The following is a 23,382-nucleotide window of genomic DNA, read 5'->3' as shown; positions in this document are numbered from 1 at the left end:
TTCGGGTACGGGCGCCGGGCTCACGCCGCGGTGTACCCGTACGCCAGCATCGCGTACGTCACCGCCGGCGCCGCCAGCGCCCCCAGCACCAGCGCCACCCCGCGCCGCTCGCGTCCCGTCTCGGCCATCCGCCGCCCCGCGGACTGCGCGAGGGCCCCGGCCACCAGCAGCGTGAGGACCCCCAGGCCCAGCCCGGCGGCGGCACCGGTGCTCATCTCCTGGACGCGGTCGCACGGCCCGGCGTGGTCGGGCGGCGAGCAGTACTCCCGCTCGCCGCGGAACAGCGGGATCAGCAGCGCCATCAGCGCCGCGGGTAACGCCGACAGCGCGTACGCCATCTGCCCCAGCGTCGTCGTCACGCCGACCCACGGCGGACGGCTCAGCAGCGGCGGCTCCCCCAGAGACATCCGTACCCCCCTTGGACACCTGCTCGACAGGACGCGCCCGAGGGGGCCGGGGGTTCCCGCGGCCCGGCCCCTCCCCCCGCGGTGGGGGCCGGGCCGCGGGAGGTCGTCAGGCGTAGAACGCCGGGCGCGCCACGAGGTTCACGTCCACCACCGCGCCCGTCCGCTGCGCCTCGACCGTCGCCGCCGCGACGGCCGTGGCGGCGTAGCCGTCCCAGGCGCTGGGTCCGGTGGCCGCGCCCGCGGCCACCGAGTCGACCCACGCCTGCACCTCGGCGTCGAACGCCTCGGCGAAGCGCCCGCCCCACTCCTGGTCGATCTCCGTGCCCACCCGCGCCGCCGCGCGCACCTCGGCGCGCGCCGGGTCGGGCAGCCGGACGAGGCCCGTCTCGCCGACCGTCTCGCACTGGATGTCGTACCCGTACTGGCAGTTGACGAAGACCTCCAGGTCGATACGGACCCCGCCGGCCGTCTCGAAGAGCATGAACTGGGGGTCCCTCAGGTGCGGGAAGCGGTGTTCCGTGGCGCGCCCCGTGATGACCTGCGCCGAGACGATCTCGTCGTCGAGCAGCCAGCGGGCGGCGTCGATCTCGTGCACGCCGGTGTCCTGCGCGGCCATCTCGGTGGTGTACCGCTCGGGCGCGGACCTGTTGCGGTGGGCGCAGTGCATCATCAGCGGCCGGCCGATGCCGCCGCCGGAGATGACGCGCTTCAGCTCCCGGTAGCCCGGGTCGTAGCGGCGCATGAACCCGACCTGCACCAGCCGCCGCCCGTACGCCTCCTCCGCGGCCAGCACGCGCAGCGCGTCCTCCGCCGTGGTGGCCAGCGGCTTCTCGCAGAGCACCGGCTTGCCCGCGGCGATGGCGGCGAGCACGTGCCCGGCGTGGGCGGCGTGCCAGGACGAGACGAGCACGGCGTCCACGTCGTCGGCGGCGACCAGCGACCCCGGGATGTCGGCGGCGTCGGCGACCCGCGCGCCGCCCGCCTCCGCCGCGGCCTTCTCGGCCAGCGTCGCGTCGATGTCGGCGACGGCGCTGACGCGGGCGCCGCTGATGACGCGGCTGATGCGCTCGATGTGCTCGCGGCCGATGGCGCCGGTGCCGACGACTCCGATGCGTACGGTCATGTCTGTCTGCTCCTCGGGTTCGTGTCTCAGCGGGGGCGGCGCGTGCCGCTCAGGCCGACGCCCGCCAGGTAGTCGCGGGTACGGACCGCGATCGGCAGCGGGACCTCGGGCTCGCACGGCCACAGGTCCTGCTCCACGACCACGAACAGCTCCGCGTCCAGGCCGGACAGCGCCTCGACGACGTCCCCCGGGTTGGGCACGCCCGCGGGCGGCTCGACGGCCACGCCGCGGGCGACGGCCTCGCTGAACGACAGGTTCTCGGCCCTGACCTGCTCGATGATCACCGGGTCCATCTGCTTGATGTGGACGTAGCCGATGCGCTCGGCGTAGCGGCGGATGAGGTCGAGGTTGTCGCCGCCGCCGTACGCGACGTGGCCGGTGTCCAGGCAGAGGTTGGCGTACCGGGAGTCGGTGGCGTTCAGGAAGCGCTCGATCTCCGGCTGCGTCTGGATGTGGCTGTCGGCGTGCGGGTGGACGACGAGGCGGACGTCGTAGTCGTCGAGGAGGATCTTGCCGAGGTCGTCGGCGGCCTTGCCGAGCGCCGTCCACTGCGTGGCCGTCAGCTCCGGCGGCTCGGTGAAGTCGCCGGTCTTCTCGTCGCGGTACAGCGGCGGGATGAGCACGAGGTGGTGCGCGCCGGCGGCGGCGGTCAGCTCGGCGACGCGGCGGACGGCCGCCAGCGTCTCGTCCCACTCGGCGGGCCGGTGCAGGGCTCCGAAGATCGTGCCGCCGGAGACCTGGAGCCCGCGCTCCCCCAGCTCTGCGGCGAGGCGCTGCGGGTCGGTGGGCAGATAGCCGTACGGGCCCAGCTCCAGCCACTTGTAGCCGGTCTCGGCCAGTTCGTCGAGGAAGCGGGTGTACGGGACCTGGTGCTCCTCCTCGGGGAACCACACCCCCCAGGAGCAGGGGGCGGAGCCCAGGCACAGATTGCCGGCGGCGGGGCGCGGGGCGCCGGGTGCGTTCGTCATGAGGGTGCGGCCTCTCGGTGGTGGGGCTCGTAGCGGGGTGTACGCGGCGGTGAGACGGCTCAGTTGGCGGTCGGGAAGGCGAACGCCGCGCCGCGGGCCGCCGGGTTGCCGCCGGCCGGCCAGCGGGTGGTGACGACCTTCGGGCGGGTGTAGAAGCGCACGCCCTCCGGGCCGTGCACGGGGCTGTCGCCGATGAGCGAGTCCTTCCAGCCGCCGAAGGAGTACGCGGCCATCGGCACCGGCACGGGCACGTTGATGCCGATCATCCCGACGCGCACCCCGCGCTGGAAGCGCCGGGCGGCGCCGCCGTCGCCGGTGAACAGCGCGGTGCCGTTGCCGTAGGGGTTGGCGTTGATGAGCGCGATCGCCTCGTCCAGGGTGGCGACGCGGATCACCGCGAGCACCGGGCCGAAGATCTCCGTCCGGTACGCGTCCATCGTCGCGCTCACGTGGTCGAGCAGCGTCGGCCCGGTGAAGAAGCCCTCCTCGTGCCCCTCGACCTTCAGCTCCCGGCCGTCGACCACGACCGTCGCGCCCTGCGCCGCCGCCGAGGCGACCGCCCCCTCGACGCGCTCCTGCGCGGCGCGGGTGACGAGCGGCCCCATCTCGCTGGCCGGGTCGTCGCCGGGCCCGACGCGCACCGCGCGCGCCTTCCGCTCCAGCGCCTCGACCAGCGGCTCCGCCGCGTCCCCGACGGCGACGGCGACGGAGACCGCCATGCAGCGCTCGCCCGCGGAGCCGTAGGCGGCGGCGACGAGCTGGTCGGCGGCGTACTCCAGGTCCGCGTCCGGCAGCACGACGGCGTGGTTCTTCGCGCCGCCGAGGGCCTGGACCCGCTTGCCGGCGGCGGTGGCGCGCTCGTGCACGTGCCGGGCGACGGGCGTGGAGCCGACGAAGGAGACGGCGGCGATGCCGGGGTGGTCGAGGATCGCGTCGACGGCGGTCCTGTCGCCGTGGACGACGTTGAACACGCCGTCGGGCAGCCCGGCCTCCGCGTAGAGCCGGGCGATCAGGTTCGACGCCGACGGGTCGCGCTCGCTGGGCTTGAGCACGAAGCTGTTGCCGGTGGCGATGGCGAGGGGGTGCATCCACAGCGGCACCATCGCGGGGAAGTTGAACGGGGTGATGCCCGCGCACACCCCCAGCGGCTCGCGGAAGGACAGGACGTCGACGCCGCGCGAGTACTGGTCGGAGTAGCCGCCCTGGAGGGCGTCGGCTATCCCGCAGGCGTACTCGACGACCTCCCGGCCGCGGACGATCTCGCCGCGCGCGTCGGAGACGACCTTGCCGTGCTGCGCGGAGATGATCCGGGCCAGCTCGTCCTCGTGCCGGACGAGCAGCTCGCGGAAGGCGAACATCACGCGCATCCGCTGGGACAGCGAGCTGTCGCGCCAGGTGTCGAACGCCTCGGCGGCGGCGCTGACGGCGGCGTCGACGTCGGCGGCCTCGGCGAGCAGGACGCGGGCCTGCTCGCGGCCGGTGGCGGGGTCGTAGACGGGGGCGGTGCGGGTGGAGCCGGCGGCGGTAGCGCCGCCGGCGATCCAGTGCTCGATCGTGTGCATGTGCGGGTCTCGCTTAACTTGCTGAAACGAACAGGAGTTGTCAGAGGTAGGGGCGTTGGGCGCGCTTGCCGTCGCGGTACTCCTCGTACGCCTTGCGCGTGGACTCCAGCTCCGAGACCTCGCTCACGGGCACGTCCCACCACGCGGAGCCGGGCGGGTTGGGGCCGGTCAGGTCGGTGACGACGTGCACCACGGTGGTGCGGTCCGCCTCCCTGGCCCGTACGAAGGCGTCCCGGAACTCCGCGACCGTCGTCGCCCGCAGCACGTCCGCGCCGAGGCTCGCGGCGTTCGCGGCCAGGTCGACGGGCAGCGGCCCGCCGTCCAGTTCGCCGGTGTCGGGGTTGCGGCGCGCGTAGCGGGTGCCGAAGCGCTGCGAGCCGAGCGACTCCGACAGGGCGCCGATGGACGCGAAGCCGCCGTTGTCGACCAGGACGACGATCATCTTCAGGCCCTCGGAGACCGCGGTGACGATCTCCTGGGAGAGCATCAGGTACGAGCCGTCGCCGACGAGGACGACGACCTCGCGGTCCGGGGCGGCGAGCTTCACGCCGAGCCCGGCGGCGATCTCGTAGCCCATGGTGGAGTAGGCGTACTCGACGTGGTACGCCTTCGGGTCGCGGGTCCGCCACAGCGCCTGGAGGTCGCCGGGCATGGAGCCGGCGGCGTTGATGACGGTTACGTCATCAACGCAGCCGGGGCCGTCGGTCAGCTCGTTGAGCGCGCCGAGGATCTCCGTCTGCGCGGGCGGCGGGCCGTGGCCGGGCTCGGGGCGGTAGACGGCGTCGGTGGTGCGGCGCCAGGCGTCGGCGAGTTCGCGTACGCGCGCGCGGTGGGCGTCGTCCACCTGCCAGCCGGCGAGTTCGGCGCCGAGGGCTTCGAGGCCCGCGCGGGCGTCCGCGACCAGCGGCTCCGCGGCGTGCTTGACGGCGTCGAGGCGGGCGACGTTGAGGTTGACGAACGCCACGTCGGGGCGGGCGAAGACGGTGCGGCTGGCGGTGGTGAAGTCGCTGTAGCGGGTGCCGACGCCGAGGACCACGTCCGCCTCGGCGGCCAGCGCGTTGGCGGCGGCGGTGCCGGTGGAGCCGAGCGCGCCGACGGCCGCGGGATGGTCCCAGGGCACGGCGCCCTTGCCGGCGTGGGTGTCGGCGACCGGGATGCCGGTCCGTAGCGCGAAGGCCCGCAGCTCCTCCCACGCCTCGGAGTACACGGCGCCGCCGCCGGCGACGAGCAGCGGCCGGCGGGCGCCGCGCAGCAGAGCGACGGCGCGGGCCAGCGCCGCGGGCTCGGGCGCGGGGCGGGGCACGTGCCACACCCGGCGGCGCAGGAACGCCACCGGCCAGTCGTACGCCTCGGCCTGCACGTCCTGCGGCAGCGCGAGGGTGACGGCGCCGGTCTCGGCGGGGTCGGTGAGCACCCGCATCGCGGCGAGCGCGGCGGGGACGAGCTGCTCGGGGCGGTCGACGCGGTCGAAGTAGGCCGAGACGGGACGGAGCGCGTCGTTGACGGACACGTCGCCGTTGCGCGGGTCTTCGAGCTGCTGGAGCACCGGGTCGGCGGCGCGGGTGGCGAAGACGTCGCCGGGCAGGAGCAGGACGGGCAGGCGGTTGGTGGTGGCGAGGGCGGCGCCGGTGACCATGTTGGTGGCGCCGGGGCCGATGGAGGAGGTGCAGGCGTAGGTCTGGAGGCGGTTCGCCGTCTTGGCGTAGGCGGTGGCGGAGTGGACCATGGCCTGCTCGTTGCGGGCGAGGTGGTACGGGAGGTCCGCCTCGCCGGTCCGGGCCGCCTGGAGCAGCGCCTGGCCGACGCCGGCCACGTTGCCGTGGCCGAAGATGCCCCACATGCCGGGGATCAGCCGCCGTTCGACTCCGTCGCGCTCGCTGTACTGGTTCGCCAGGAAGCGCACCAGCGCCTGCGCGGTCGTCAGCCTGACGGTCTCCGCGTGCCGCGTACTCGTCGCGTCGGTCATCGCGTGCCTCCTCCGTACGGCAGCCTCGGGTCGGTCTCCTGGTCGTCCCAGGTGCTGCGGATCCAGCCGTGCGCCGGGTCGTCGCAGATCAGCCAGGCCCGCTCGGCGCCGGGTCCGGCCATGACGTTCAGGTAGTACAGGTCGTAGCCCGGCACGGCCATCGACGGGCCGTGCCAGCCGTGCGGGATGAGCACGGTGTCGCCGCTGCGCACCTCGGCCAGCACCTCCAGCGGCCGGTCCGCCGTGCCGTAGACGCGCTGGTAGCCCATGCCGGGACGGCCGTCCGGGCCCTCGGCGACCTCGAAGTAGTAGATCTCCTCCAGCTCGCTCTCCTCGCCCGCGCGCTCCTCGTCGTGCTTGTGCGGCGGGTAGGAGGACCAGTTGCCGCCGGGCGTGAGCACCTCGCAGACCAGCAGCCGGTCGGCGTCGAAGGTCTGCGGCAGGCAGTAGTTGTGCACCTCGCGGCTGCACGTGCCGGCGCCGCGCAGCTCCACGGGCACGTCCGCGGCGGGCCCGTAGCGCACCGGCAGCCGCCGCTCGCAGTGCGCGGAGGGCAGCGCGAACCGGCCGCCGCCGGGGCTGGCGATGCGGAGCTCGGCGTCGCGCGGCACGTACGCGAAGTCGGTGGGGGCGCCGAAGACGCCGGGGCGGCCGGCGAGGACGAAGCGCTCGCCGTCGGCCTCGACGGTGCAGCCGCCGGCGAGGGGCAGCACCAGGTGCTCGGCGTCGCCGGTGGCCAGGGTGCGGCTCTCGCCGGGGGCGAGTTCGAGGATGCGCAGGCCGGAGTAGCCCCAGCCGGCGGACTGCGGGCTGATGACCGTGCGGTACGGGCCGGCGGCCGACTCCCCGGCGCGTACGTACAACCTGTCGTTCCCGTCGCTCACGTCGCTCACCTCGTTCACAGCAAACTCACCGCCCGGTCCACTGCCCCGCTCACGTCGCCGTCCGCCGGGTACAGCAGCGAACGGCCCACCACCAGCCCTTGTACCCCGGGCAGCCGCAGCGCCCCGCGCCAGGCGTCGAACACCGCGCGCTGGTCGTCCGCGCCGCCGGCGTCGCCGCCGAGCAGCAGCACGGGCAGCGTGGTGGCGGCGACGACGCGCTCCATCTCCGGGACGACGGGCAGCTTCAGCCACGTGTACGCGCTGCGCCGGCCGAGCCCGGAGGCGATGGAGACGGACGTGACGACGGCGTCCGGGGAGAGGTCGTTGCGTACCCGGCCGTTCTCCCAGCGGGACAGAAACGGCTCGACCATCGCGATGAGCCGCCGGTCGGCGAGCGCGTCGACGGCGCGGGCGCTGGACTCCAGGGTGGCGGCGGTGGCGGGGTCGTCGAGGGCGATGCGGGTGAGCATCTTGCCGCCGTCGAAGCCCAGGGCGTCGATGGTCTCGGCGTCGTAGCCGGTGAAGCGGTCGTCTATCTCGAACGCGGAGCCGGCGAGGCCGCCGCGGTTCATGGAGCCGAAGACGGACTTGCCGTCGAGGACGCCGAGGAGGAGCAGGTCCTCCAGGATGTCGGCGGTGGCCAGCACGCCGGTGACGCCGGGCCGTTCCAGGGCCAGGCACAGCCGCTCCAGCAGCAGTCCGCGGTCGGCCATGGCGTGGGCGTCGCCGCCGACGGCGTTGGCGCCGCGGGCGGGGTGGTCGGCGGCGATGATCATGGCCCGGCCCGGCTCGCCGCCGCCGAGCGGCGACGCGGCGGGACGGCGGGCCGCCGCCGCGATGGCGACGGCCTCGGGGTTGTGGACGCGGGCGGCGGTCAGGTCGCCGATCTTCTCAACGGTCATGCGGGGGTCTCCGGGGAGTGGGCGCGTACGCGGGGGCGGTCGCGGCGGTCACGGTGCGAACCTCGATCGTCGCACCGGTGGCCTGTGTCCGCGCGTAGGCGACTTGTCACAGGGCGGGCCTACCCTTGGGCGGGTGCGCGGGGGACGGGTCACGACCCCGCTCCCGCCGCCCGCAGCCGGGCCTCCACCTGCGCCGCCGTCGGCATCGCGTCCGAACACGCCAGCTCCCCCGCCACGTGCGCCCCCGCCGCGTTGGCGAAGGCGATCGTGCGGTCCAGCTCCCAGCCCTCCAGCATCCCGTGGATCAGCGCGCCGCCGAAGGCGTCGCCCGCGCCGAGGCCGTTGACGACCTCCACCGGCACCGGCGGCACCTCCGCCTCGGCGCCGTCGCGGTGCACGGCCAGCACCCCCCGCGGGCCCTGCTTGACGACGGCCAGTTCCACCCCCGTGGCCAGCAGCGCCCGCGCCGCGGCGCGCGGTTCCCGCTCCCCCGTCGCGACTTCGCACTCCTCCAGGTTGCCGACGGCCACCGTCGCGTGCGCCAGCGCCCGCTGGTAGAGCCCGCGCGCCAGGCCGTCGGCCGACGCCCCCGCGCCCTCGGGCCAGAACATCGGCCGCCAGTCCAGGTCGAAGACGGTGTGCGCCGCCCGGCCGCGGGCCTCCAGCGCCGCCAGCGTCGCCGTCCGCGAGGGCTCCTCGCTCAGCCCGGTGCCCGTCATCCAGAACACCCGCGCCGCGCGCACCGCGTCCATGTCCAGCTCGTCCACCGCCAGGTCCAGGTCCGGCGCCTTGGGGTAGCGGTAGAAGTAGAGCGGGAAGTCGTCCGGCGGGAAGATCTCGCAGAACGTCACGGGCGTGGGCAGCCCCGGTGAGGTGCCGACGAAGTCGGTGCCGACCCCGTATCCGCGCAGCGCGGCGCGGACGAAGGTGCCGAAGGGGTCGGCGCCCGTCTTGGTGATCACCGCCGCGCCGTGCCCGTAACGGGCGGCGGCGACGGCGACGTTGGTGGCGCTCCCGCCGAGGTACTTGCCGAACGTGCTGACCTCCGCGAGGCCGACGCCGGTCTGCAGCGGATAGATGTCCACCCCGACCCGCCCCATGGTCACCACGTCGTACGGCATCTGCACTCCTACTCCTTGACCGCTCCGGTGAGCATTCCCTCGATGAACCGCCGCTGCAGCGCTATGTACACGACCACCACCGGCAGCGCGATCAGCACGGCCGCCGCGGCGAGCAGCGAGGTGTCCGAGGTCTGCTGCCCCTGGAAGAAGGCCAGCCCCAGCGGCACGGTGCGCAGCCCCTCCTCGCTGATCATCACCAGCGCCATCAGGAACTCGTTCCACGTCCACATGAAGGTGATGACGATCATCGTGGTGATCGCCGGCCGCCCCATCGGGACGAGGATCCGCCACAGCGTCGTGAAGCTGTTCGCCCCGTCGACCCGCGCGGCCTCCATGACCGACTGCGCGCTGTTGCGGAAGTACGTCCGCATCCAGAACACGCCGAACGCCAGCGACTGCGCGGTCTGCGGCAGGATCAGCGCCCAGTACGTGTCGGTGATCTCGTAGTGCCGCAGGTCGAAGTAGAGCGGTACGACCAGCGCCTCCTGCGGCAGCGTCAGGCCGATGACGAACACGTAGAACAGCACGTTCGAGCCGGGGAAGCGCATCACGCCGAAGGCGTACGCCGCCAGGATCGACAGCACGGTCGCGACCGTGACCACGACGACCGCCACGAGTATCGAGTTCCCCAGGTACGTGCCGAAGTTGCCCTGGCTCCAGGCGTCGGAGAAGTTGCCCCAGTTCAGCCCGCCTTCCGGCAGGGCGAACCCGGTGTTGAGGGAGCCCTTCTCGCCGAAGGCGGTCGACAGGATGCCGATGACCGGCGTCAGCGAGATGACGGCGAATATCGACAGGATGCCGTAGGTGAAGGTGCGTTCGATCCTGGTGCTCATGAGCGGCGTCCTTCGACGAGCCGGGAGACCGTGACGGTCAGGGTGAAGATCAGCACGGTGAGCGCGACGCCCACGGCCGCCGCGGAACCGACCTGGTTCAGCTCGAAGGCGCGGTGGTAGACCTCGTACGCCGGTACGGAGGTGGCCTCGCCGGGGCCGCCGCTCGTCATGACGTAGATGAGGTCGAAGTTGCGCAGCCCGGCGACGATCGTCAGAGTCAGCGCGACCGCGATCTCGGCGCGCAGCGCCGGCAGCGTGACGGCGAAGAACTCGCGGAACGCGCCCGCGCCGTCCAGCCGCGCGGCCTCGTACAGCTCCTTGGGGATGCGCTGGGCACCGGCGAGGAACAGCACGAGACACAGACCGGTCATCACCCAGGTGCCGACGATGCCGACGGCGGGCAGCGCCCAGTCGTAGTCGCCGAGCCAGGGCCGGGCCAGCGAGTCCAGGCCCACGCCGCGCAGCACGTCGTTCAGCAGCCCGTCGGGGGCGAGTATCGACTGCCACGCGACGCCGACGACGACCATCGCCAGCACCTGCGGCAGGAACAGCACGGTGCGGAAGAACGTCATGCCCCGCACCCGTATCCGCGACATGGCCGCCGCGAGCAGCAGGCCGATGCAGACCGGGAGCGCCGAGTAGAAGATCAGCAGCACCAGCGCGTGCCCGAAGGGGGCGCGCAGGGACGGGTCGGTGAAGATGTCGGTGTAGTTGGAGAAGCCCGCGGAGGTGGCCCGGGTCAGGCCGTCCCAGTGCAGGAACGACAGCCACACCGACTGCCCGAACGGGACGAGCAGGAACAGCGCGTAGACGACCAGCGCGGGCAGGACGTACAGGTATCCGACCGCGCGCGGTTCGCCCGGCGCGCGGCGGCCGTAGCCGGCGGTGAGGGACTTCATCACGACCCCGCAGGCTCGGCGCCGGCGTCGTCGCCGCGCTGCTTCTCCATGAACGCCCCGTAGTCGTCCTGCAGCTTCTTCGCGAAGCCGTCGGGCGACGTCTTGCCGGCGATGAGGTCCTGGAGCCCCGCGGAGGTGGTGTCGTAGAACGTGGGCGTGGCGTAGTCCAGGTACGGGACCAGGCCGTCGTCCGCGTTCAGCCGCTTCCAGGCGGCGATCATCTGGCCGTCGGGGCTGTCGGGGTCGACCGCGTCGGCGGCCTTGCCGGGCACGGCGGGCAGCACGCCGTTCTCGGTCATCACGTCGGCGGCGTGCTCGTTCGTGATGAAGTCGAGGTAGGCGGCGGCGACCTCGGGGTGCGCGGACTTGGACGTGACGGACCACGAGAGTCCCTGGCCGCCGGTGGTGGTCGGGTTGCCGCCCGCGGTGGCCGGCGGCGGCGCCATGACGCCGAGGTTGTCGCCCATGGGCTTCTTCAGGTCGGCCTGCAGCCAGGTGCCGGCGATCAGGTACCCGCCCTGGCCGTCGGCGAACTGCTTGTAGGCGTCGTCGTAGCCGCGGCCGTTGGCGTCCTTGGGCAGGTAGCCCTTGTCGATCCAGTCGGCGAGTTCCGCGGCGGCGTCCTTCGTGTACGCGTTGTCGAAGCCGTCGCCGCGGCCGAGGACGGTGTCGCGCGCCTCGGCGGCGCCGTGCTGGTCCTGGAGCACGCCGAAGTTGTGGATGGCGGGCCACTGGTCGAGGTTGCCGAACTGGATGGGCAGTTCGCCCTCGTCCTTGAGGGTGGCGAGGCTGTCCGTGAACTCCTTCCAGGTCTTCGGCGGCTCGATGCCCGCGTCGGCCAGCTTCTCCTTGTTGTAGTAGACGCCGATGAACTCACCGGTCTGGGAGATGCCGTAGAGCCTGCCGGTGCCGAACTGCTTGCCGTCGGCGGAGACCCGGTTGAGGTTCAGCAGGGTGTTGGGATAGCGCGTGTTCCAGTCGTAGATGCCCGCGTAGTTGTCGAGCGGCATCAGCAGCCCGGCCTGCACGAAGGCGACCATGTCGGGGTAGCCCTGGTTGGCCTGGACGATGTCGGGCGGCTTGTTGCCGGACAGCGCGAGCTTCAGCGTCGTCTTCAGGTCGTCGAAGCTCCGGGAGACCCGCTTGATCTTGACGTTCGGGTACTTCTCCTCGAACTCCTCGTTGAGCTGCTCGAGTTCGGCGTTGGTGCCGCCGCGGACCTCCTGGTCCCAGACGGTCAGCGTCACGTTCCCCGCCTTCGACGGGTCCGGTACGCCGCCCGCGCCGCCGGCGCCCCCGCCCTCGACGGCGCCGGAGCCGTCGGTGCCGGGCACGCAGCCGGCCGCTATCACGGCAAGTCCCGCGGCGAGCGCGGCGGGCACGAGTGCCCTGGTCCGCCCTCGGCCGCCGCCCTTGTTGCGCAATCCCATCAGAACTCCTTCGTTCTACTCGTCCCGGAAGCCGATGGTCGGAATCGCCCGCCGGCGCGGACGGCTCCGCACCAGGGCCGGGACCAGGCCGTCCAGGAAGTCGTACCGCCGGGCCACCTCGGCGGCGTCCGCGTCGCCGGCCTTGGCGCGGGCGGCGGCCTCGATCCACCACGCGGCCACCTCCGTCCAGTCCGGCGCGGACAGCGAGCCGCCGAAGTGCTGCACGGACAGCGCGGCGGTGAGGTTGGCGAAGGCGAGCCGGTCGGCGAGCGGCCAGCCCGCCAGGGTTCCGGTCATGAAGCCGGCGACGAACACGTCGCCGGCGCCGGTCGGGTCGAGGGCGTCCACGAGCAGGCCGGGGACGTCGGCGCTCTCACCGGTGACCCCGTCCACGGCGACGGCGCCGTCGGGGCCCTTGGTCACCACGGCGATCGGCACCAGCTCGGCGAGGGCGCGTACGGCCTGCTCCGGGGAGTCGGTGCGGGTGTACTGCTGCGCCTCGGCGGCGTTGGGCAGGAAGGCGTGGCTGGAGCGCAGCCCGGTCAGCGCGTTCAGGTCCCAGCGGCCGGTCTCGTCCCAGCCGACGTCGGAGAAGACCTGCGAGCCCCGCTCGTGCGCCTGCCGCACCCACTCCTCGTCCCGGCCCGGCTCCAGCGACGCCACGACGGAGCGGGCGCGCGGGAGCGTGGCGCAGACGGGCGGGGGCGCGGGGTGCTCGTGCGTCACCATGGTGCGCTCGCCCTCGTACGCCATGGAGACCGTGACCGGCGAGTGCCAGCCGGCCAGCCGCCGCGACGGGCTGAGGTCGACGCCCTCGCTCTCCGAGAGGCTCTCCCAGCAGTAGTCGCCGTAGAGGTCGGTGCCGAAGCTGGCGGCGAGGGTGGTGCGCAACCCGAGGCGGGCGAGCGCGGTGGCCATGTTCGCGATGCCGCCCGGGCTGGAGCCCATGCCGCGGGCCCAGTTCTCGCTGCCGCGCACGGGCGCGCCTTCGAGACCGGTGAAGACGATGTCCATGAACACGGTGCCGGTGAGGAGAACGTCGTGCTCCGGATCGCCGGGAGCCCGTGTGCCCGCCAGCGGGTCGATCGCTGTGCGGACCGCCGAGGGAGTGCTCAACGGCGTGTCCTTCCTGCTCGTGGTTCACATTGAGCGACACCTTGCACCTCCGCGACGGATTTTGCAAGAGGTCACTCACACTCGCGCAAACTCGCTCACGTGGAGTACATTGCGGTCCATGCTGCGAGAGACGCGCCACGAGAAGCTGCTCAGCATCCTCGGCGACGAGGGCGTACTGCCCGTCCGGGAGATCGCCACGCGGCTCGGCGTCAGCGAGGCCACGGCCCGCCGTGACCTCACGGAACTGGGCCGCGCCGGCCGCCTCACACGGGTCTACGGCGGCGCCGTAGCCGCCCGCGCGGACGACGAGAGACCCTTCGCCGAGGTCGCGGACGACGACCCCGGCGGCCGGGAGTCGGTCGCGGCCCGCGCCGCGGAGCTGGTCGAGGACGGCGACGTGGTGCTGCTCGACATCGGCACCACGACGCTGGCGCTGGCCCAGCGGCTGCGGGGCCGCCCTGTGACGATCGTCACCAGCAATCTCGCGGTCTACGAGGAACTGCGCGACGACCACGCGGTCACCCTGATACTGCTCGGCGGCGAGGTCCGGCGGAACTACCGCTCGGTCGTCGGCGTACTCACCGAGTCCAACCTCCGTGAGCTGTACGTCGGCCGCCTCTTCCTCGGCGCCAGCGGGATCCTCCCCGACGGCAGCGTGCTGGACAGCACCCACGTCGAGGTACCCGTCAAGCGCGCCATGATCAGGGCGTCCCGGCAGGTGGTGCTGCTCGCCAGCGCGGGCAAGTTCCCCGGCGACTCGGGGCTCGTCCGCATCTGCGGCCCCGAGGACGTGCACATGCTCATCACGAACACGTCGTCGGACCCGGCGACCCTCGCCGCCTTCGGCGAGGCCGGTGTGGAGGTAATCACAGTATGAGGCTGACAGTGCTGGGCGGCGGCGGGTTCCGCGTGCCGCTGGTGTTCCGGGCCCTGCTCGAAGACAGCGGCGAGGAGTCCGGCCGGTGCACCGAGCTGGTGCTCTACGACACGGAGCCGCGGCGCCTGGAGGCCATCGGCGCCGTCCTCGCGCAGCACGCGGCGGACGGGGCGGCGAGAGGCGCCCGGCCGCCGGCGGTCCGTACCACCACCGACCTCGACGACGCCCTGCGCGACACGGACTTCGTCTTCTCCGCCATCCGCGCCGGCGGCCTCGAAGGCCGCAGCCGCGACGAGCGCGCGGCGCTGACCGAGGGCCTGCTCGGCCAGGAGACCGTCGGCGCCGGCGGCGTCCTGTACGGGCTGCGCTCCGTACCCGCCGCCATGCACATCGCCGAGCGGGTCGCCGCGGTCGCGCCGAACGCCTGGGTCATCAACTTCACCAACCCGGCGGGCATGGTCACCGAGGCCATGCAGCGCCTCCTGGGCGACCGCGTCATCGGCATCTGCGACTCCCCCGTCGGCATGGCCCGCCGCGCCGCCCGCGCCCTGGGCGTGGACCCGGACCGCACCGAGCTGGACTACGTGGGCCTCAACCACCTCGGCTGGCTGCGCCGCATCCTCGTCGACGGCGAGGACCGCCTGCCCGCGCTGCTCGCCGACCCGGCGACGCTGGAGTCCTTCGAGGAGGGCAAGCTCTTCGGCGCCGAGTGGCTGCAGGCGCTGGGCTCGCTGCCCAACGAGTACCTGCACTACTACTACTTCAACCGCGAGGCCGTCGCCGCCCTGCGCGACGCCCCGGCGACCCGCGGCGAGTTCCTGCGCGAGCAGCAGGCGGCGTTCTACGCCGCGGCGGCGGCGGACCCGGGCGAGGCGGCGGCGGTGTGGGAGCGCACGCGCAAGGAGCGCGAGGCGACGTACATGGCGGAGAGCCGGGAGAGCACGGGCGGCTGGCAGCGCGACACGTGCGACCTGGACGGGGGCGGCTACGACCGCGTGGCCCTGGCCCTGATGCGCGCCATCGCCCGCGACGAGCACGCCACCCTCATCCTCAACGTCCCCAACCGCACCACGATCCCGGGCCTGGACGCGGACGCGGTCATCGAGGTCCCGTGCCGCGTCGACGCCCGCGGCGCCCACCCGATCCCGACGCGCCCGGCGGCGGCGGACCAGTTGGGGCTGATGCTGACGCTGAAGGACGTGGAGCGCACGACGATCGCGGCGGCGGACACGGGCAGCCGGGCGAAGGCCCTGCGGGCGGTGGCGCTGCACCCGCTGGTGGACTCGGTGAACGCGGCGAACCGCATCCTGACGGCGCGGGGGATCTGAGGACGGGGGAGTCACCGGGGGGCGCCGGTCGGTCACTCGTTGCGGGGGGCGGGATCGGCGCTCCCGTCAGTTCCTACGCACCCTGCGGCGACGACCGTACGAGGGCGTCAGCCGGGATACGAGGGCGTCAGCCGGGATACGAGGGCGTCAGCCGGGATACGCAGGCGCCGGCCGGGAGCCGGCGCCCATGCGGCGGGTGACCCCGCTCAGGCGCGGCAGATCCGCGCGACCAGGACCTCCCACCCCTCCGCCAGCGCGTCGAGATAGCGGGCGCCGGCGCTGTCCGCCGCCGGGTCCGACGGCTGGTCCGGAATGGCGAGGTAGAGCATCGCCGAGCCCTGCAGCGCGGCGGTGAGCTGGAGGGTCAGCGCGTCGAGGCTCTCGGCGCCCACACCGGCCCGGTCCAGCAGGAAGCGGATGTGCGGGCGCGTGATGCCCGAGCCGTCGAGGGCTATGGGCTGGTTGGGGCCCAGTGCCGCGCGGGCGACCGCGTGGTGCTCGCGCAGGAACGCGATGCGGCCCCGGCCGTAGGCGATCAGCCGGTCCATCGGGGCGGCGCCCGGGCCCAGCGGCGGCGGGCCGGACAGCACGCGCTGCTGGAAGGCGCTCTCCACCTCGTTCAGGAGGGCGACGAAGATTCCCGACCGCGTACGGAAGCGGCGGTAGACCGTGCCCTTGCCCACGCCGGCGCGCTCCGCCAGGCCGTCCATGGTGACGTTCTCGGCGCCCTCCTCCTCGATCATCTCACGGGCCGTACACAGCAGCAGCCTGCGGTTACGCGCCGCGTCGGCCCGCTCCGGGCGGGGTTTCTCCAGGGGGATCAGGTCACCGTCCACAGAGGCCACGGTACCGCCAGGAATATAAGCGGGGTAAAGTCCGTTTAGGCTGGCGTGAGAGTCCGACGCGCGGCCTGTGTGAGCGCGCGCACCCACCCCCACCTGCATACGGAGACGAACGTGAACCTCTTCCGCATCGATGCCAGCATCCTCCCCGGGAACTCGGCCTCCGCCGAGATCGCCGACGCGGTCCAGGCCGAATGGGCCGCCGCGCACCCCGGCGCCACGGTGCAGCGCCGCCACCTGGGCACCCGGCCCCTCCCCGCCGACGCCTGGGCGCTGGCCACGACCGCGGGATTCACCCCCGCCCCGGAGCGCACCGACGAGCAGCTCCAGGCTCTGGCGCTGGCCGAGGAACTGGCCGGCGAACTCGACCGCGCCGACGCGGTCCTGCTGGCCGTACCGCTCTACAACTACGGCGTCTCGCAGCACTTCAAGGCCTGGGCGGACCTGGTCATCAGCGGCGCGGGCGCCACCACCCCCGTACTCAAGGCGAAGCCGACGGTGCTGGTGTCCACCAAGGGCGGCGGCTACCAGCCCGGGGCGCCGCGGGAGGGCTGGGACCACTCGACGCCCTACCTGCGCCGGGTCCTGGTCGACATGTGGCAGGCCGAACTCACGGTGATCGAGCGGGAGCTGACCAAGGCCGCCACCACCCCGGCGATGGAGAGCCTGCGCGAGGAGGCGGCGCGCATCCACGCGAACGCGCTCGACGCCGCCCGCGACGCGGGCCGCACCCTGGCGGCTTCGGCGACCCGGGTGTGACGGGCGGACGCGGGGCGGGCGCACGGTGACGGCCGTCCCGCGGTAGCCGGTGGCCTGCGAGATTCCGGCATCTTCGGCCAGGCGGTGCACGCAGGCCCGCTGCCGGAACCAGCGCAGCACCAGCACGGCCCGGCGGTACCGCCGCCAAGGTCCCCGCCGCCATCGAGGCCGCTCGACATCGTATGGGTGCACCCATGGCCTGACCGGTGGAGTACCGGCCCGGTGTCGTCAGGTCAGCCTTTCAGCCCGCAGTAGCAGATCGGGGAGTTCGGCTTGAAGCCGATCCGTGTGTATACGGGAGCCCCGGCCTCGGTGGCGTGCAACGTGGCCCGGGTCAGTCCGGTGGCCCGGGCGCCTTCGTGGAGCGCCTTGCGGGTGACCGCCTCGCCGTAGCCTCTGCGCTGCCACTCCGGGTCCGTGGCGACGAGCACGACGAAGAGGCGGCCGTCTGCTGCGACTGCGCCCGCGCACGCTACGGGGACGTCGCCTCGCATGGCCAGATAGGCGTACACCCCGTTCTTCCACAACGTGGAGCCGACGAGTCCGTCGCGGCCCTCTTCCAACGGAAACCCGTAGGCACGTGCGTTGAGGTCCGCATAGGCTCGCAACTGCTCGTCCGTGCTCACGCGCACGAAAGTCAGGTCGCGGTGGACCGGTTCGGGGATGGGTAGCAGGTCTCCGGACATGCCCGTACCGCCGAAGGCGTGCTGAAGACCTGCCTGCTCTGCCGCTGCCTCAAGCATGGAACGGGCCTCGTCATCGAGAAGATCTTCGAAAAGCCACAGCAGGCCCGGGTGCTCCTTCGAGCGCATGATCTCCGCTGCCTGGCTCAGGCGTTGCCCGAGGAGCTCGGCGTCCGTGCCCGCATCGGTCAAGGTGAGGGCGTTCCAGAAGGCGAACCGGCAGTCGGCCCAGCGGACTGCCAGGCCGGGGACGTCGCGCACGTCCGCGCCTGCATCCCGATCGAGCACCATGGCCCGCCAGCCCACAGCGAGCTGCTGCATCGATTCGAGGGACTCCGCAAGGTCACTCATCGCACCTCCATAGATCACTGACGAACTGTGCTGTGCAATACACGGCCCTTGCGTCTCCGTGGTTCATTGAAGGTTTCTCGTCCTGTTCGCCAGGCGATCTTGATGGCGTGAACGGCGGCGACCGCGCCGCCGCGGAGCTCCCCTTCTCACCACGCGCCGCTGCCCGGCATCCGCGACCGCGCCCAGCGCTCAGCGCCCCGATCGCCGTCGCCGCCCCCTGTGTGAACGCAAGCGATGCCGCTGACCAGCAGGAATCAGGACGGGGGAGATTCCCGTGAACCGATCGCAGGAAGGATCCGTGTCTTCTTAGAGAGTTGGCCGCCTTTGCGACACGGAAGAGGGCTTCCCATGCCTGCACAGCAGTCCGCCGACTCCGAGCGGCGCAGCCAAGCGGCCATGACCCTGGCCGCGGCCATCATCGACGAAGACATGCTCGACCTCCGGCAGAGGGGGACGGCTCAGGCCCGGGGGGAGAGACACCACCGGGCGGAACCGCAGCACGCAGAACCGCAGGACCAGTACCGATACGGCACAAGCGACTCTGCGAGCGGATTGCTCCGTGATGTCCTGGAACAGGCGTTTCGATTCGCACGAGACCGGTTGCAGCGGTCCTCCGGGGGGCGCGGATACCCGCAGCCACCTCAGGGGCCCGTCTCCTCACGTCCTCCGCAACAGCCGGATGCCCGACAGCATCCGATGGGGCCTCAGGCCGGTGAGAGGGCTTACGACGTGTACACGAAGCTCGGACCAGAGGGCCGGGCACAGGTCGAGAAGGCCATGTTCGCCTTGCTCAGCAGGGAGGGCCCGCACAAGCAAGCGTATGAGCGCGGATATCTGCCCAATGCGGCGAAAGTCGTCGGCAATGCTCGGGAGAACGCCCGCACCGCCCCCACTGGTTCGGAGCCCCGGCAGGGGCGACGGGGTGCGCAGCCCCGACGGCCGGAGGGCCACGGCCGTGAGAATTCGCAGTTGCCACGCCCACGCCACAGAATGAGTGCCCCCATTGGACCAGCCGTGAGGCAACCGGTGGGACCACCCGTGCACCCCATCGACGCGAACGCTCGGAACGCTCTGCTCACCACTCCCGGCTCCCCTCCCGGTGGCTCCCGCCCTTCGGCCCCGGCAAACGACGCTTCACCGGCGGCGAGGTACTCCCCGCCACCTGCCCCGGCTTCTGCCGCGGCAAGGACGTCAGGGTCAGCCACCAGCCCGGCCGGAGGGGCGCAAAAGCTCCCCACACCCCCGGCGAAGAGGAAGTAGGGGAACTGAGCTCGTTCAGGCCGGCCGTCGAGATGCGCTCATCGAGGGGGTCACCACGCTCATCGTCACCCGCGAGGGTGACCACCGCCGCAGACTCCCGCGGCATCAGCGGGCCCCGGCCGGCCCGGTACGCCTGCGCACGCACGACTCCTTGAGGTCGCCGAGACCCGTCGAAGTGCTGGCCGAGCAGGCCCCCGACCGCCCCTGCCGCGGAGCCGCGGCCACGGTCCGCCCCCTACGGAAGTCTCAGGGTTTCCCGACTTCCACCGGCGTCGGCTCCAGCGTCGCCCGTACGGTCTTGCCGACGAACTCGCGCGGGAACCACGACAGCTCCGCCCCCAGCCCCCGCGCCAGGAACAGCCCCCTCCCCCGCTCGTCCTCCGGCCCCGGCGGCGACGGGTCGAGCACGCGTGGCGGCAGCGTCGCCTGCGGGTCGGACACGTCGATCACCAGCGACCCGTCCTCCCGCACGGCCAACCGCACCCACACCCGCCGCCCGATCCGCCGCCCGTACTGGATCGCGTTCGTCACCAGCTCCGACACGACGACCGCCGCGTCCTGCGCGTCCCCACCCCACCCCCACAGCGCCAACTGCCGCCGCACGTGCACCCGGACCAGCGGCACGGACCGGTGCGCCATCACGTACCCCATCGACCACTCGCGCGCCATCCCCTCCGAACCGCACGCTCCATGCTCGGCCATCCACATCAACTCCAGAATTACAGTGACACTTTGGTATTTACCGCTGTATCGTCGTAGCGCTCGGTTACGCTGCGTGGTGAAAGGCTTTCGGAGCGAAGCGGCCGAGGGCAAGGCCAGGCACGTGACAGATGTGACCAGAACGGGGAGGCAGACATGACCCCACGCAACGCCACCCACCGCGCGACCGGCACAACAGCCGAGATGTTCGGCGACGTACTGAGGCACTTGCGCGAGGCAGCAGGCATGACACAGGCGGAACTGGCGAAGCAGATCCCCTGCGACCGGTCGTACGTCGCGAGAATCGAGACCGGCACGAGCGTGCCACCGGACACCTTCGCGGCGAAGTCCGACGAAGCCCTCGGCGGTAACGGACTGTTAGCGCGGCTGTGGCTGAAGGTCGACTGGTACCCGGACGTCGCACACCCGAACTGGTTCGAACGACGAGCGCAGATGGACGCGGAGTGCGTGTCGTTGCGCGAGTACCAGGAGCGAGTCGTCACGGGGCTCCTGCAGAACGAGCAGTACGCACGCGCCCTGTTCGCCCGAGTCACGCCTGACGAGGAGAAAGCCGAGGAGCGAGTACGGGCCAGGCTAAGCCGCCAGCAGCGGTTCCTCTCGTCCGAAGGTCCGATGTACGTGGTCGTGCTGGACGAGAGCTGTCTGCGCAACATCGTTGGCGGGCCAGAGGTCATGCGCGAGCAGTGCGCGCACCTGCTGTCCGCAAGCCAGCGGACCAACATCCAGATCCAGGTCGCCCCCGCCGACCGGCCGGAACTCATCCGCCCCAACACCTCGATGTCGCTGATCACCTTGCCCGACGACCACAGGTGCGTCTACTCCGAGTCCCTCGACCGCGGTCACTTCGGCGAGGATCCAGCGGTCTACGAACGCCATTTACGGACCTATGATTTGCTCAGGGCTGACGCTCTGTCGGCTCGCGAATCCGCCGCTCTGATCGGTGAGTTCATGGAGGGATACGGGCAGCATGGCCATGACGTGGCGTAAGAGCAGCTACAGCGGCGACAACGGCGGCAACTGCATCGAAGTGGCCGCGGACTGGCGTAAGAGCAGCTACAGCGGCGACAACGGCGGCGACTGCATCGAGGTGGCCACCACCCCCACCACCGTCCCCGTGCGCGACTCCAAAGACCCCAACGGCCCCCACCTGGCCTTCACCCCCACCGCCTGGGCCGCCTTCGTCGCCGCCGTCAAGCGCGAGGAGTTCCAGGCCGGTTAAAGCGCCACAGGCGCGTCACGCGGCGGGATGGGGGTGTCGTGAGACCGCTGGCAGACGGGGATCCGACGCAGGTGGGCGAGTTCGTCCTTCGGTGGCGGCCCGGCGCCGGCGGTATGGGCGAGGTGTACTACGGCCGGTCGCCCGTTGGGCGTGCGGTGGTGGTGAAGGTGGTGCGCCGGCACCTGGCGGCGCAGGACCAGTTCCGGCGCCGGTTCCGGCAGGAGGTGCCGCCGTACGGGCGGTCAGCGGCGCCTTCACGGCGCCCGTGGTGAGCGCCGGGCCGGGCCCGAGGACGACCTGCCGTGGATCGCGACGGTCTACGCGTCCGGGCCTCCCTGGCCGACGCCGTGGCCGAAACCGGTCCGCTGCCGGAGGGGTCGTTATGGCCGCTGGCTGCGGGGCTGGTCAAGGCGCTACGGGCCATCCATCAGGCGACCCGCTCCACCGCGACCTGAAGCCATCGAACGTGCTGCTGGCGCCGGACGGACCGTGGGTGATCGACTTCGGGATCGCCCGGGAGCTTGAAGGCATCCTGAGATGCGGCTTGAGGTCGAACTTCCAGCCTTGCCCGGTAGCAGTAGCGGTAGGGATCTGCAACTGGTGTCCTGCAGTGCGCGGTCACCGCTGGAGGACCGAGGGTGAACCCAACGGAAGCGGGATGCGTTGTGGTGGACGCGGGCCGCTGCTGCGGCCCCCGGCCGTCGACGGGTTCCGGACAGGACGTGACAGCGATGCTCCACCAGGCGAGAAGCGGCAGGGCCCCGCTGGCCCCCCGGCGGCCCAGACCGTGGAACAGCGCCAGAGCGGTTCACCACACCACGGTCAGCAAGAACCCCATCGCCCCGGGCACGGCCGCCGCCACCACAAAACCACCCCCAGCCCGGAGCACACCAGGCCGGCAACAAACCCCGGAGCGGCCCACCGACCCAGCAAACCATCACAGCCTGACCCCGAGGAAAACACATGCCCCGTCGCGGCGCGTCCGATGAGGAAATCACTAACACACTGAACGAGTACATCGACCACGTCCTGAACGGGGGCGAGTATCCATTCGCGGACGCCTCTTCCATTCGGCGCTGGAAAGATAGAGTGCTGAAGAGCGGTCCGGGACGGTTCCCCGGCATCGACAGAACGAAACTAGAAAAGGTATACCATCTCACTCGCCCGCAAACGATGGAAGAGAAGGGGGAAGCGGTAAATGAATGGATAAAATCCGAAACGAGCTACAAGAGATTCTTGGCTGACTACAACCAGAGGGAGTCCGTAACGAGAAAAATCGATGAATACCAGTTGAGTAGAAATGTCCACGAGGTGGAGAAATATCCGGCTGCTTACGGCGTGGACCCCGAGGCATTGAAAGCCGCTCGCGCTGCTCAGCGCGACCATATCTATTGGTCACGTGGTCAGGGTGCTGCGTCTGCTGCTCTCGGCAAGGCTACGCCGGTTGTTGCGGGACCTTCCGAGCCCCGCAGCCCGACAGACGCCGAATCGAACGACTACGCCGACCAAGCCGCCCGTGGCCTCTTCCCTGAACTCAGCTACGGTGCGATGCAATGGGAGCCCGGCGCCCCGCCCCCACAACTGCCAGACCTGCCAGACCTGACAGACGCCGAATTGAACGACCTCAACAACCAAATCATCCGTGGCCTCTTCCTCGAACCCGGCTACGACCATCACACACAACCTGGTGCGATGCCCTGGCAGCCCAGCGCACCACAGAGCCCGCCGATCACCGGGAACGCGGCCGACCTCCTTTACCGGCCGCACGACCAGACCGGCTACAGCGGGGGGTTCACCGGTACATCCCAGACCGCCGACTACGCCCAGCACGGCCAGACCGGCTACGGTCAGAGTTTCGCCGGCACGCCTTACTCCGTCAGCTACACCCAGTACGGTCCGACCGCCTTCAGCCAGAGCTTCGACCCGTCGGGTGCTGCCGGCCATGCCCACGGCGGGTATCCCGGGCAGGAGAGCGGGTCTGGTGCGCCTCAACCGCCCCCCAGGACCACGGGACCGGGCACGGGCGGAAAGGGAAGAGGCCGGTAAGGTGATCCGGACGTGACCGGAACTTGGCTGAGCCGGTCCGTTCGCATGAGCAGCCCGGCACGTTCATGCCGGCTAACAGCGGCTGA

21 protein-coding genes and 3 pseudogenes are annotated in these 23,382 nt (G+C 71.8%); 8 read left to right on the top strand and 16 right to left on the bottom strand.

Features of this window, described 5'->3' with window-relative positions:
• Positions 1-20: 20 nt before the first annotated feature.
• The 12 genes from O7599_RS23445 to O7599_RS23390 form a co-directional block, all read right to left on the bottom strand.
• Positions 21-407, bottom strand: a complete 387-nt coding sequence (locus tag O7599_RS23445; RefSeq protein ID WP_281617577.1) for a hypothetical protein — start codon at positions 405-407, stop codon at positions 21-23.
• A gap of 106 nt (positions 408-513) precedes the next feature.
• Complete coding sequence (locus O7599_RS23440) at positions 514-1,530, bottom strand: Gfo/Idh/MocA family oxidoreductase (protein WP_281617576.1); 1,017 nt, start codon at positions 1,528-1,530, stop codon at positions 514-516.
• A gap of 26 nt (positions 1,531-1,556) precedes the next feature.
• Entirely contained in the window at positions 1,557-2,498 is a 942-nt protein-coding gene (locus O7599_RS23435; protein ID WP_281617575.1) for a TIM barrel protein, read from the bottom strand.
• Positions 2,499-2,557: 59 nt separating this feature from the next.
• Positions 2,558-4,060 (bottom strand): CoA-acylating methylmalonate-semialdehyde dehydrogenase, encoded by a 1,503-nt coding sequence (locus tag O7599_RS23430; RefSeq protein WP_281617574.1) that lies wholly within the window; start codon positions 4,058-4,060, stop codon positions 2,558-2,560.
• Positions 4,061-4,100: 40 nt separating this feature from the next.
• Positions 4,101-6,026: a 3D-(3,5/4)-trihydroxycyclohexane-1,2-dione acylhydrolase (decyclizing) gene (iolD, locus tag O7599_RS23425; protein ID WP_281617573.1), complete on the bottom strand. Its 1,926-nt coding sequence runs from the start codon at positions 6,024-6,026 to the stop codon at positions 4,101-4,103.
• Positions 6,023-6,910, bottom strand: coding sequence for a 5-deoxy-glucuronate isomerase (gene iolB, locus O7599_RS23420; protein ID WP_281617572.1), 888 nt, complete (start codon positions 6,908-6,910; stop codon positions 6,023-6,025). Before iolB ends, iolD begins: the two co-directional genes overlap by 4 nt.
• A 14-nt stretch (positions 6,911-6,924) precedes the next feature.
• Positions 6,925-7,812 (bottom strand): aldolase, encoded by an 888-nt coding sequence (locus tag O7599_RS23415; RefSeq protein ID WP_281617571.1) that lies wholly within the window; start codon positions 7,810-7,812, stop codon positions 6,925-6,927.
• Between the two features lie 149 nt (positions 7,813-7,961).
• Positions 7,962-8,933, bottom strand: coding sequence for a 5-dehydro-2-deoxygluconokinase (gene iolC, locus O7599_RS23410; protein WP_281623486.1), 972 nt, complete (start codon positions 8,931-8,933; stop codon positions 7,962-7,964).
• Positions 8,934-8,941: 8 nt separating this feature from the next.
• The gene (locus tag O7599_RS23405; protein ID WP_281617570.1) at positions 8,942-9,766 is read right to left on the bottom strand and encodes a carbohydrate ABC transporter permease; all 825 of its coding nucleotides are present in this window, start codon (positions 9,764-9,766) and stop codon (positions 8,942-8,944) included.
• On the bottom strand, positions 9,763-10,665 hold the full coding sequence (locus O7599_RS23400) for a sugar ABC transporter permease (protein ID WP_281617569.1): 903 nt from the start codon (positions 10,663-10,665) through the stop codon (positions 9,763-9,765). Before O7599_RS23400 ends, O7599_RS23405 begins: the two co-directional genes overlap by 4 nt.
• The gene (locus tag O7599_RS23395) at positions 10,665-12,095 is read right to left on the bottom strand and encodes an extracellular solute-binding protein (RefSeq protein ID WP_281617568.1); all 1,431 of its coding nucleotides are present in this window, start codon (positions 12,093-12,095) and stop codon (positions 10,665-10,667) included. The genes O7599_RS23400 and O7599_RS23395 overlap by 1 nt, the downstream gene beginning before the upstream one ends.
• A gap of 15 nt (positions 12,096-12,110) precedes the next feature.
• On the bottom strand, positions 12,111-13,211 hold the full coding sequence (locus tag O7599_RS23390; protein WP_281617567.1) for a carbohydrate kinase family protein: 1,101 nt from the start codon (positions 13,209-13,211) through the stop codon (positions 12,111-12,113).
• Between the two features lie 118 nt (positions 13,212-13,329).
• On the opposite strand from O7599_RS23390, the gene O7599_RS23385 reads away from it, so the two are divergent.
• Entirely contained in the window at positions 13,330-14,088 is a 759-nt protein-coding gene (locus O7599_RS23385) for a DeoR/GlpR family DNA-binding transcription regulator (protein ID WP_281617566.1), read from the top strand.
• Positions 14,085-15,416, top strand: coding sequence for a 6-phospho-beta-glucosidase (locus tag O7599_RS23380; RefSeq protein ID WP_281617565.1), 1,332 nt, complete (start codon positions 14,085-14,087; stop codon positions 15,414-15,416). Before O7599_RS23385 ends, O7599_RS23380 begins: the two co-directional genes overlap by 4 nt.
• Before the next feature lie 206 nt (positions 15,417-15,622).
• Here O7599_RS23380 and O7599_RS23375 read toward each other — a convergent pair whose 3' ends face one another.
• Complete coding sequence (locus O7599_RS23375) at positions 15,623-16,261, bottom strand: TetR/AcrR family transcriptional regulator (protein WP_281623485.1); 639 nt, start codon at positions 16,259-16,261, stop codon at positions 15,623-15,625.
• A gap of 111 nt (positions 16,262-16,372) precedes the next feature.
• Here O7599_RS23375 and O7599_RS23370 point away from each other — a divergent pair, with 111 nt between their 5' ends.
• Positions 16,373-17,017, top strand: coding sequence for an NAD(P)H-dependent oxidoreductase (locus O7599_RS23370; protein WP_281617564.1), 645 nt, complete (start codon positions 16,373-16,375; stop codon positions 17,015-17,017).
• A gap of 39 nt (positions 17,018-17,056) precedes the next feature.
• On the opposite strand, the pseudogene O7599_RS23365 reads toward O7599_RS23370, so the two are convergent.
• Positions 17,057-17,149: pseudogene (locus tag O7599_RS23365) on the bottom strand (IS5/IS1182 family transposase); the annotation flags it as partial.
• Between the two features lie 101 nt (positions 17,150-17,250).
• Complete coding sequence (locus tag O7599_RS23360) at positions 17,251-18,051, bottom strand: GNAT family N-acetyltransferase (RefSeq protein ID WP_281617563.1); 801 nt, start codon at positions 18,049-18,051, stop codon at positions 17,251-17,253.
• A 1,300-nt stretch (positions 18,052-19,351) separates the two neighbouring features.
• Between O7599_RS23360 and O7599_RS23355 the strand changes: the two are divergent.
• Positions 19,352-19,465: pseudogene (locus O7599_RS23355) on the top strand (IS5/IS1182 family transposase); the annotation flags it as partial.
• Between the two features lie 92 nt (positions 19,466-19,557).
• On the opposite strand, the gene O7599_RS23350 reads toward O7599_RS23355, so the two are convergent.
• A complete protein-coding gene (locus tag O7599_RS23350; RefSeq protein ID WP_281617562.1) occupies positions 19,558-20,013 on the bottom strand; it encodes an ATP-binding protein in 456 nt (151 codons plus the stop codon).
• Positions 20,014-20,166: 153 nt separating this feature from the next.
• Here O7599_RS23350 and O7599_RS23345 point away from each other — a divergent pair, with 153 nt between their 5' ends.
• The 4 genes and pseudogenes from O7599_RS23345 to O7599_RS23325 all read left to right on the top strand — a co-directional run bounded on the left by O7599_RS23345 (position 20,167) and on the right by O7599_RS23325 (position 23,296).
• Positions 20,167-21,018, top strand: coding sequence for a helix-turn-helix transcriptional regulator (locus O7599_RS23345; RefSeq protein ID WP_281617561.1), 852 nt, complete (start codon positions 20,167-20,169; stop codon positions 21,016-21,018).
• Positions 20,999-21,250, top strand: a complete 252-nt coding sequence (locus O7599_RS23335) for a DUF397 domain-containing protein (RefSeq protein ID WP_348652561.1) — start codon at positions 20,999-21,001, stop codon at positions 21,248-21,250. Before O7599_RS23345 ends, O7599_RS23335 begins: the two co-directional genes overlap by 20 nt.
• 38 nt (positions 21,251-21,288) lie before the next feature.
• Positions 21,289-21,776: pseudogene (locus O7599_RS23330) on the top strand (protein kinase); the annotation flags it as partial.
• Positions 21,777-22,213: 437 nt separating this feature from the next.
• On the top strand, positions 22,214-23,296 hold the full coding sequence (locus tag O7599_RS23325; RefSeq protein ID WP_281617560.1) for a hypothetical protein: 1,083 nt from the start codon (positions 22,214-22,216) through the stop codon (positions 23,294-23,296).
• The last annotated feature ends 86 nt before the right edge of the window (positions 23,297-23,382 follow it).

The sequence above is a fragment of the Streptomyces sp. WMMC500 genome (genome assembly GCF_027497195.1).
Lineage (GTDB): Bacteria > Actinomycetota > Actinomycetes > Streptomycetales > Streptomycetaceae > Streptomyces.
This window is presented reverse-complemented; position numbering and strand designations above follow the sequence as displayed.

Coding starts and splice junctions, on each gene's coding strand:
- O7599_RS23405 (WP_281617570.1), bottom strand. CDS start 9,766: ATGAGCACCAGGATCGAACGCACCTTCACCTACGGCATCCTGTCGATA.
- O7599_RS23380 (WP_281617565.1), top strand. CDS start 14,085: ATGAGGCTGACAGTGCTGGGCGGCGGCGGGTTCCGCGTGCCGCTGGTG.
- O7599_RS23325 (WP_281617560.1), top strand. CDS start 22,214: ATGCCCCGTCGCGGCGCGTCCGATGAGGAAATCACTAACACACTGAAC.
- iolD (WP_281617573.1), bottom strand. CDS start 6,026: ATGACCGACGCGACGAGTACGCGGCACGCGGAGACCGTCAGGCTGACG.
- O7599_RS23415 (WP_281617571.1), bottom strand. CDS start 7,812: ATGACCGTTGAGAAGATCGGCGACCTGACCGCCGCCCGCGTCCACAAC.
- iolC (WP_281623486.1), bottom strand. CDS start 8,933: ATGCCGTACGACGTGGTGACCATGGGGCGGGTCGGGGTGGACATCTAT.
- O7599_RS23430 (WP_281617574.1), bottom strand. CDS start 4,060: ATGCACACGATCGAGCACTGGATCGCCGGCGGCGCTACCGCCGCCGGC.
- O7599_RS23360 (WP_281617563.1), bottom strand. CDS start 18,051: ATGAGTGACCTTGCGGAGTCCCTCGAATCGATGCAGCAGCTCGCTGTG.
- O7599_RS23440 (WP_281617576.1), bottom strand. CDS start 1,530: ATGACCGTACGCATCGGAGTCGTCGGCACCGGCGCCATCGGCCGCGAG.
- O7599_RS23335 (WP_348652561.1), top strand. CDS start 20,999: ATGGCCATGACGTGGCGTAAGAGCAGCTACAGCGGCGACAACGGCGGC.
- O7599_RS23435 (WP_281617575.1), bottom strand. CDS start 2,498: ATGACGAACGCACCCGGCGCCCCGCGCCCCGCCGCCGGCAATCTGTGC.
- O7599_RS23395 (WP_281617568.1), bottom strand. CDS start 12,095: ATGGGATTGCGCAACAAGGGCGGCGGCCGAGGGCGGACCAGGGCACTC.
- O7599_RS23345 (WP_281617561.1), top strand. CDS start 20,167: ATGACCCCACGCAACGCCACCCACCGCGCGACCGGCACAACAGCCGAG.
- O7599_RS23350 (WP_281617562.1), bottom strand. CDS start 20,013: ATGGCCGAGCATGGAGCGTGCGGTTCGGAGGGGATGGCGCGCGAGTGG.
- O7599_RS23385 (WP_281617566.1), top strand. CDS start 13,330: ATGCTGCGAGAGACGCGCCACGAGAAGCTGCTCAGCATCCTCGGCGAC.
- O7599_RS23400 (WP_281617569.1), bottom strand. CDS start 10,665: ATGAAGTCCCTCACCGCCGGCTACGGCCGCCGCGCGCCGGGCGAACCG.
- O7599_RS23445 (WP_281617577.1), bottom strand. CDS start 407: ATGTCTCTGGGGGAGCCGCCGCTGCTGAGCCGTCCGCCGTGGGTCGGC.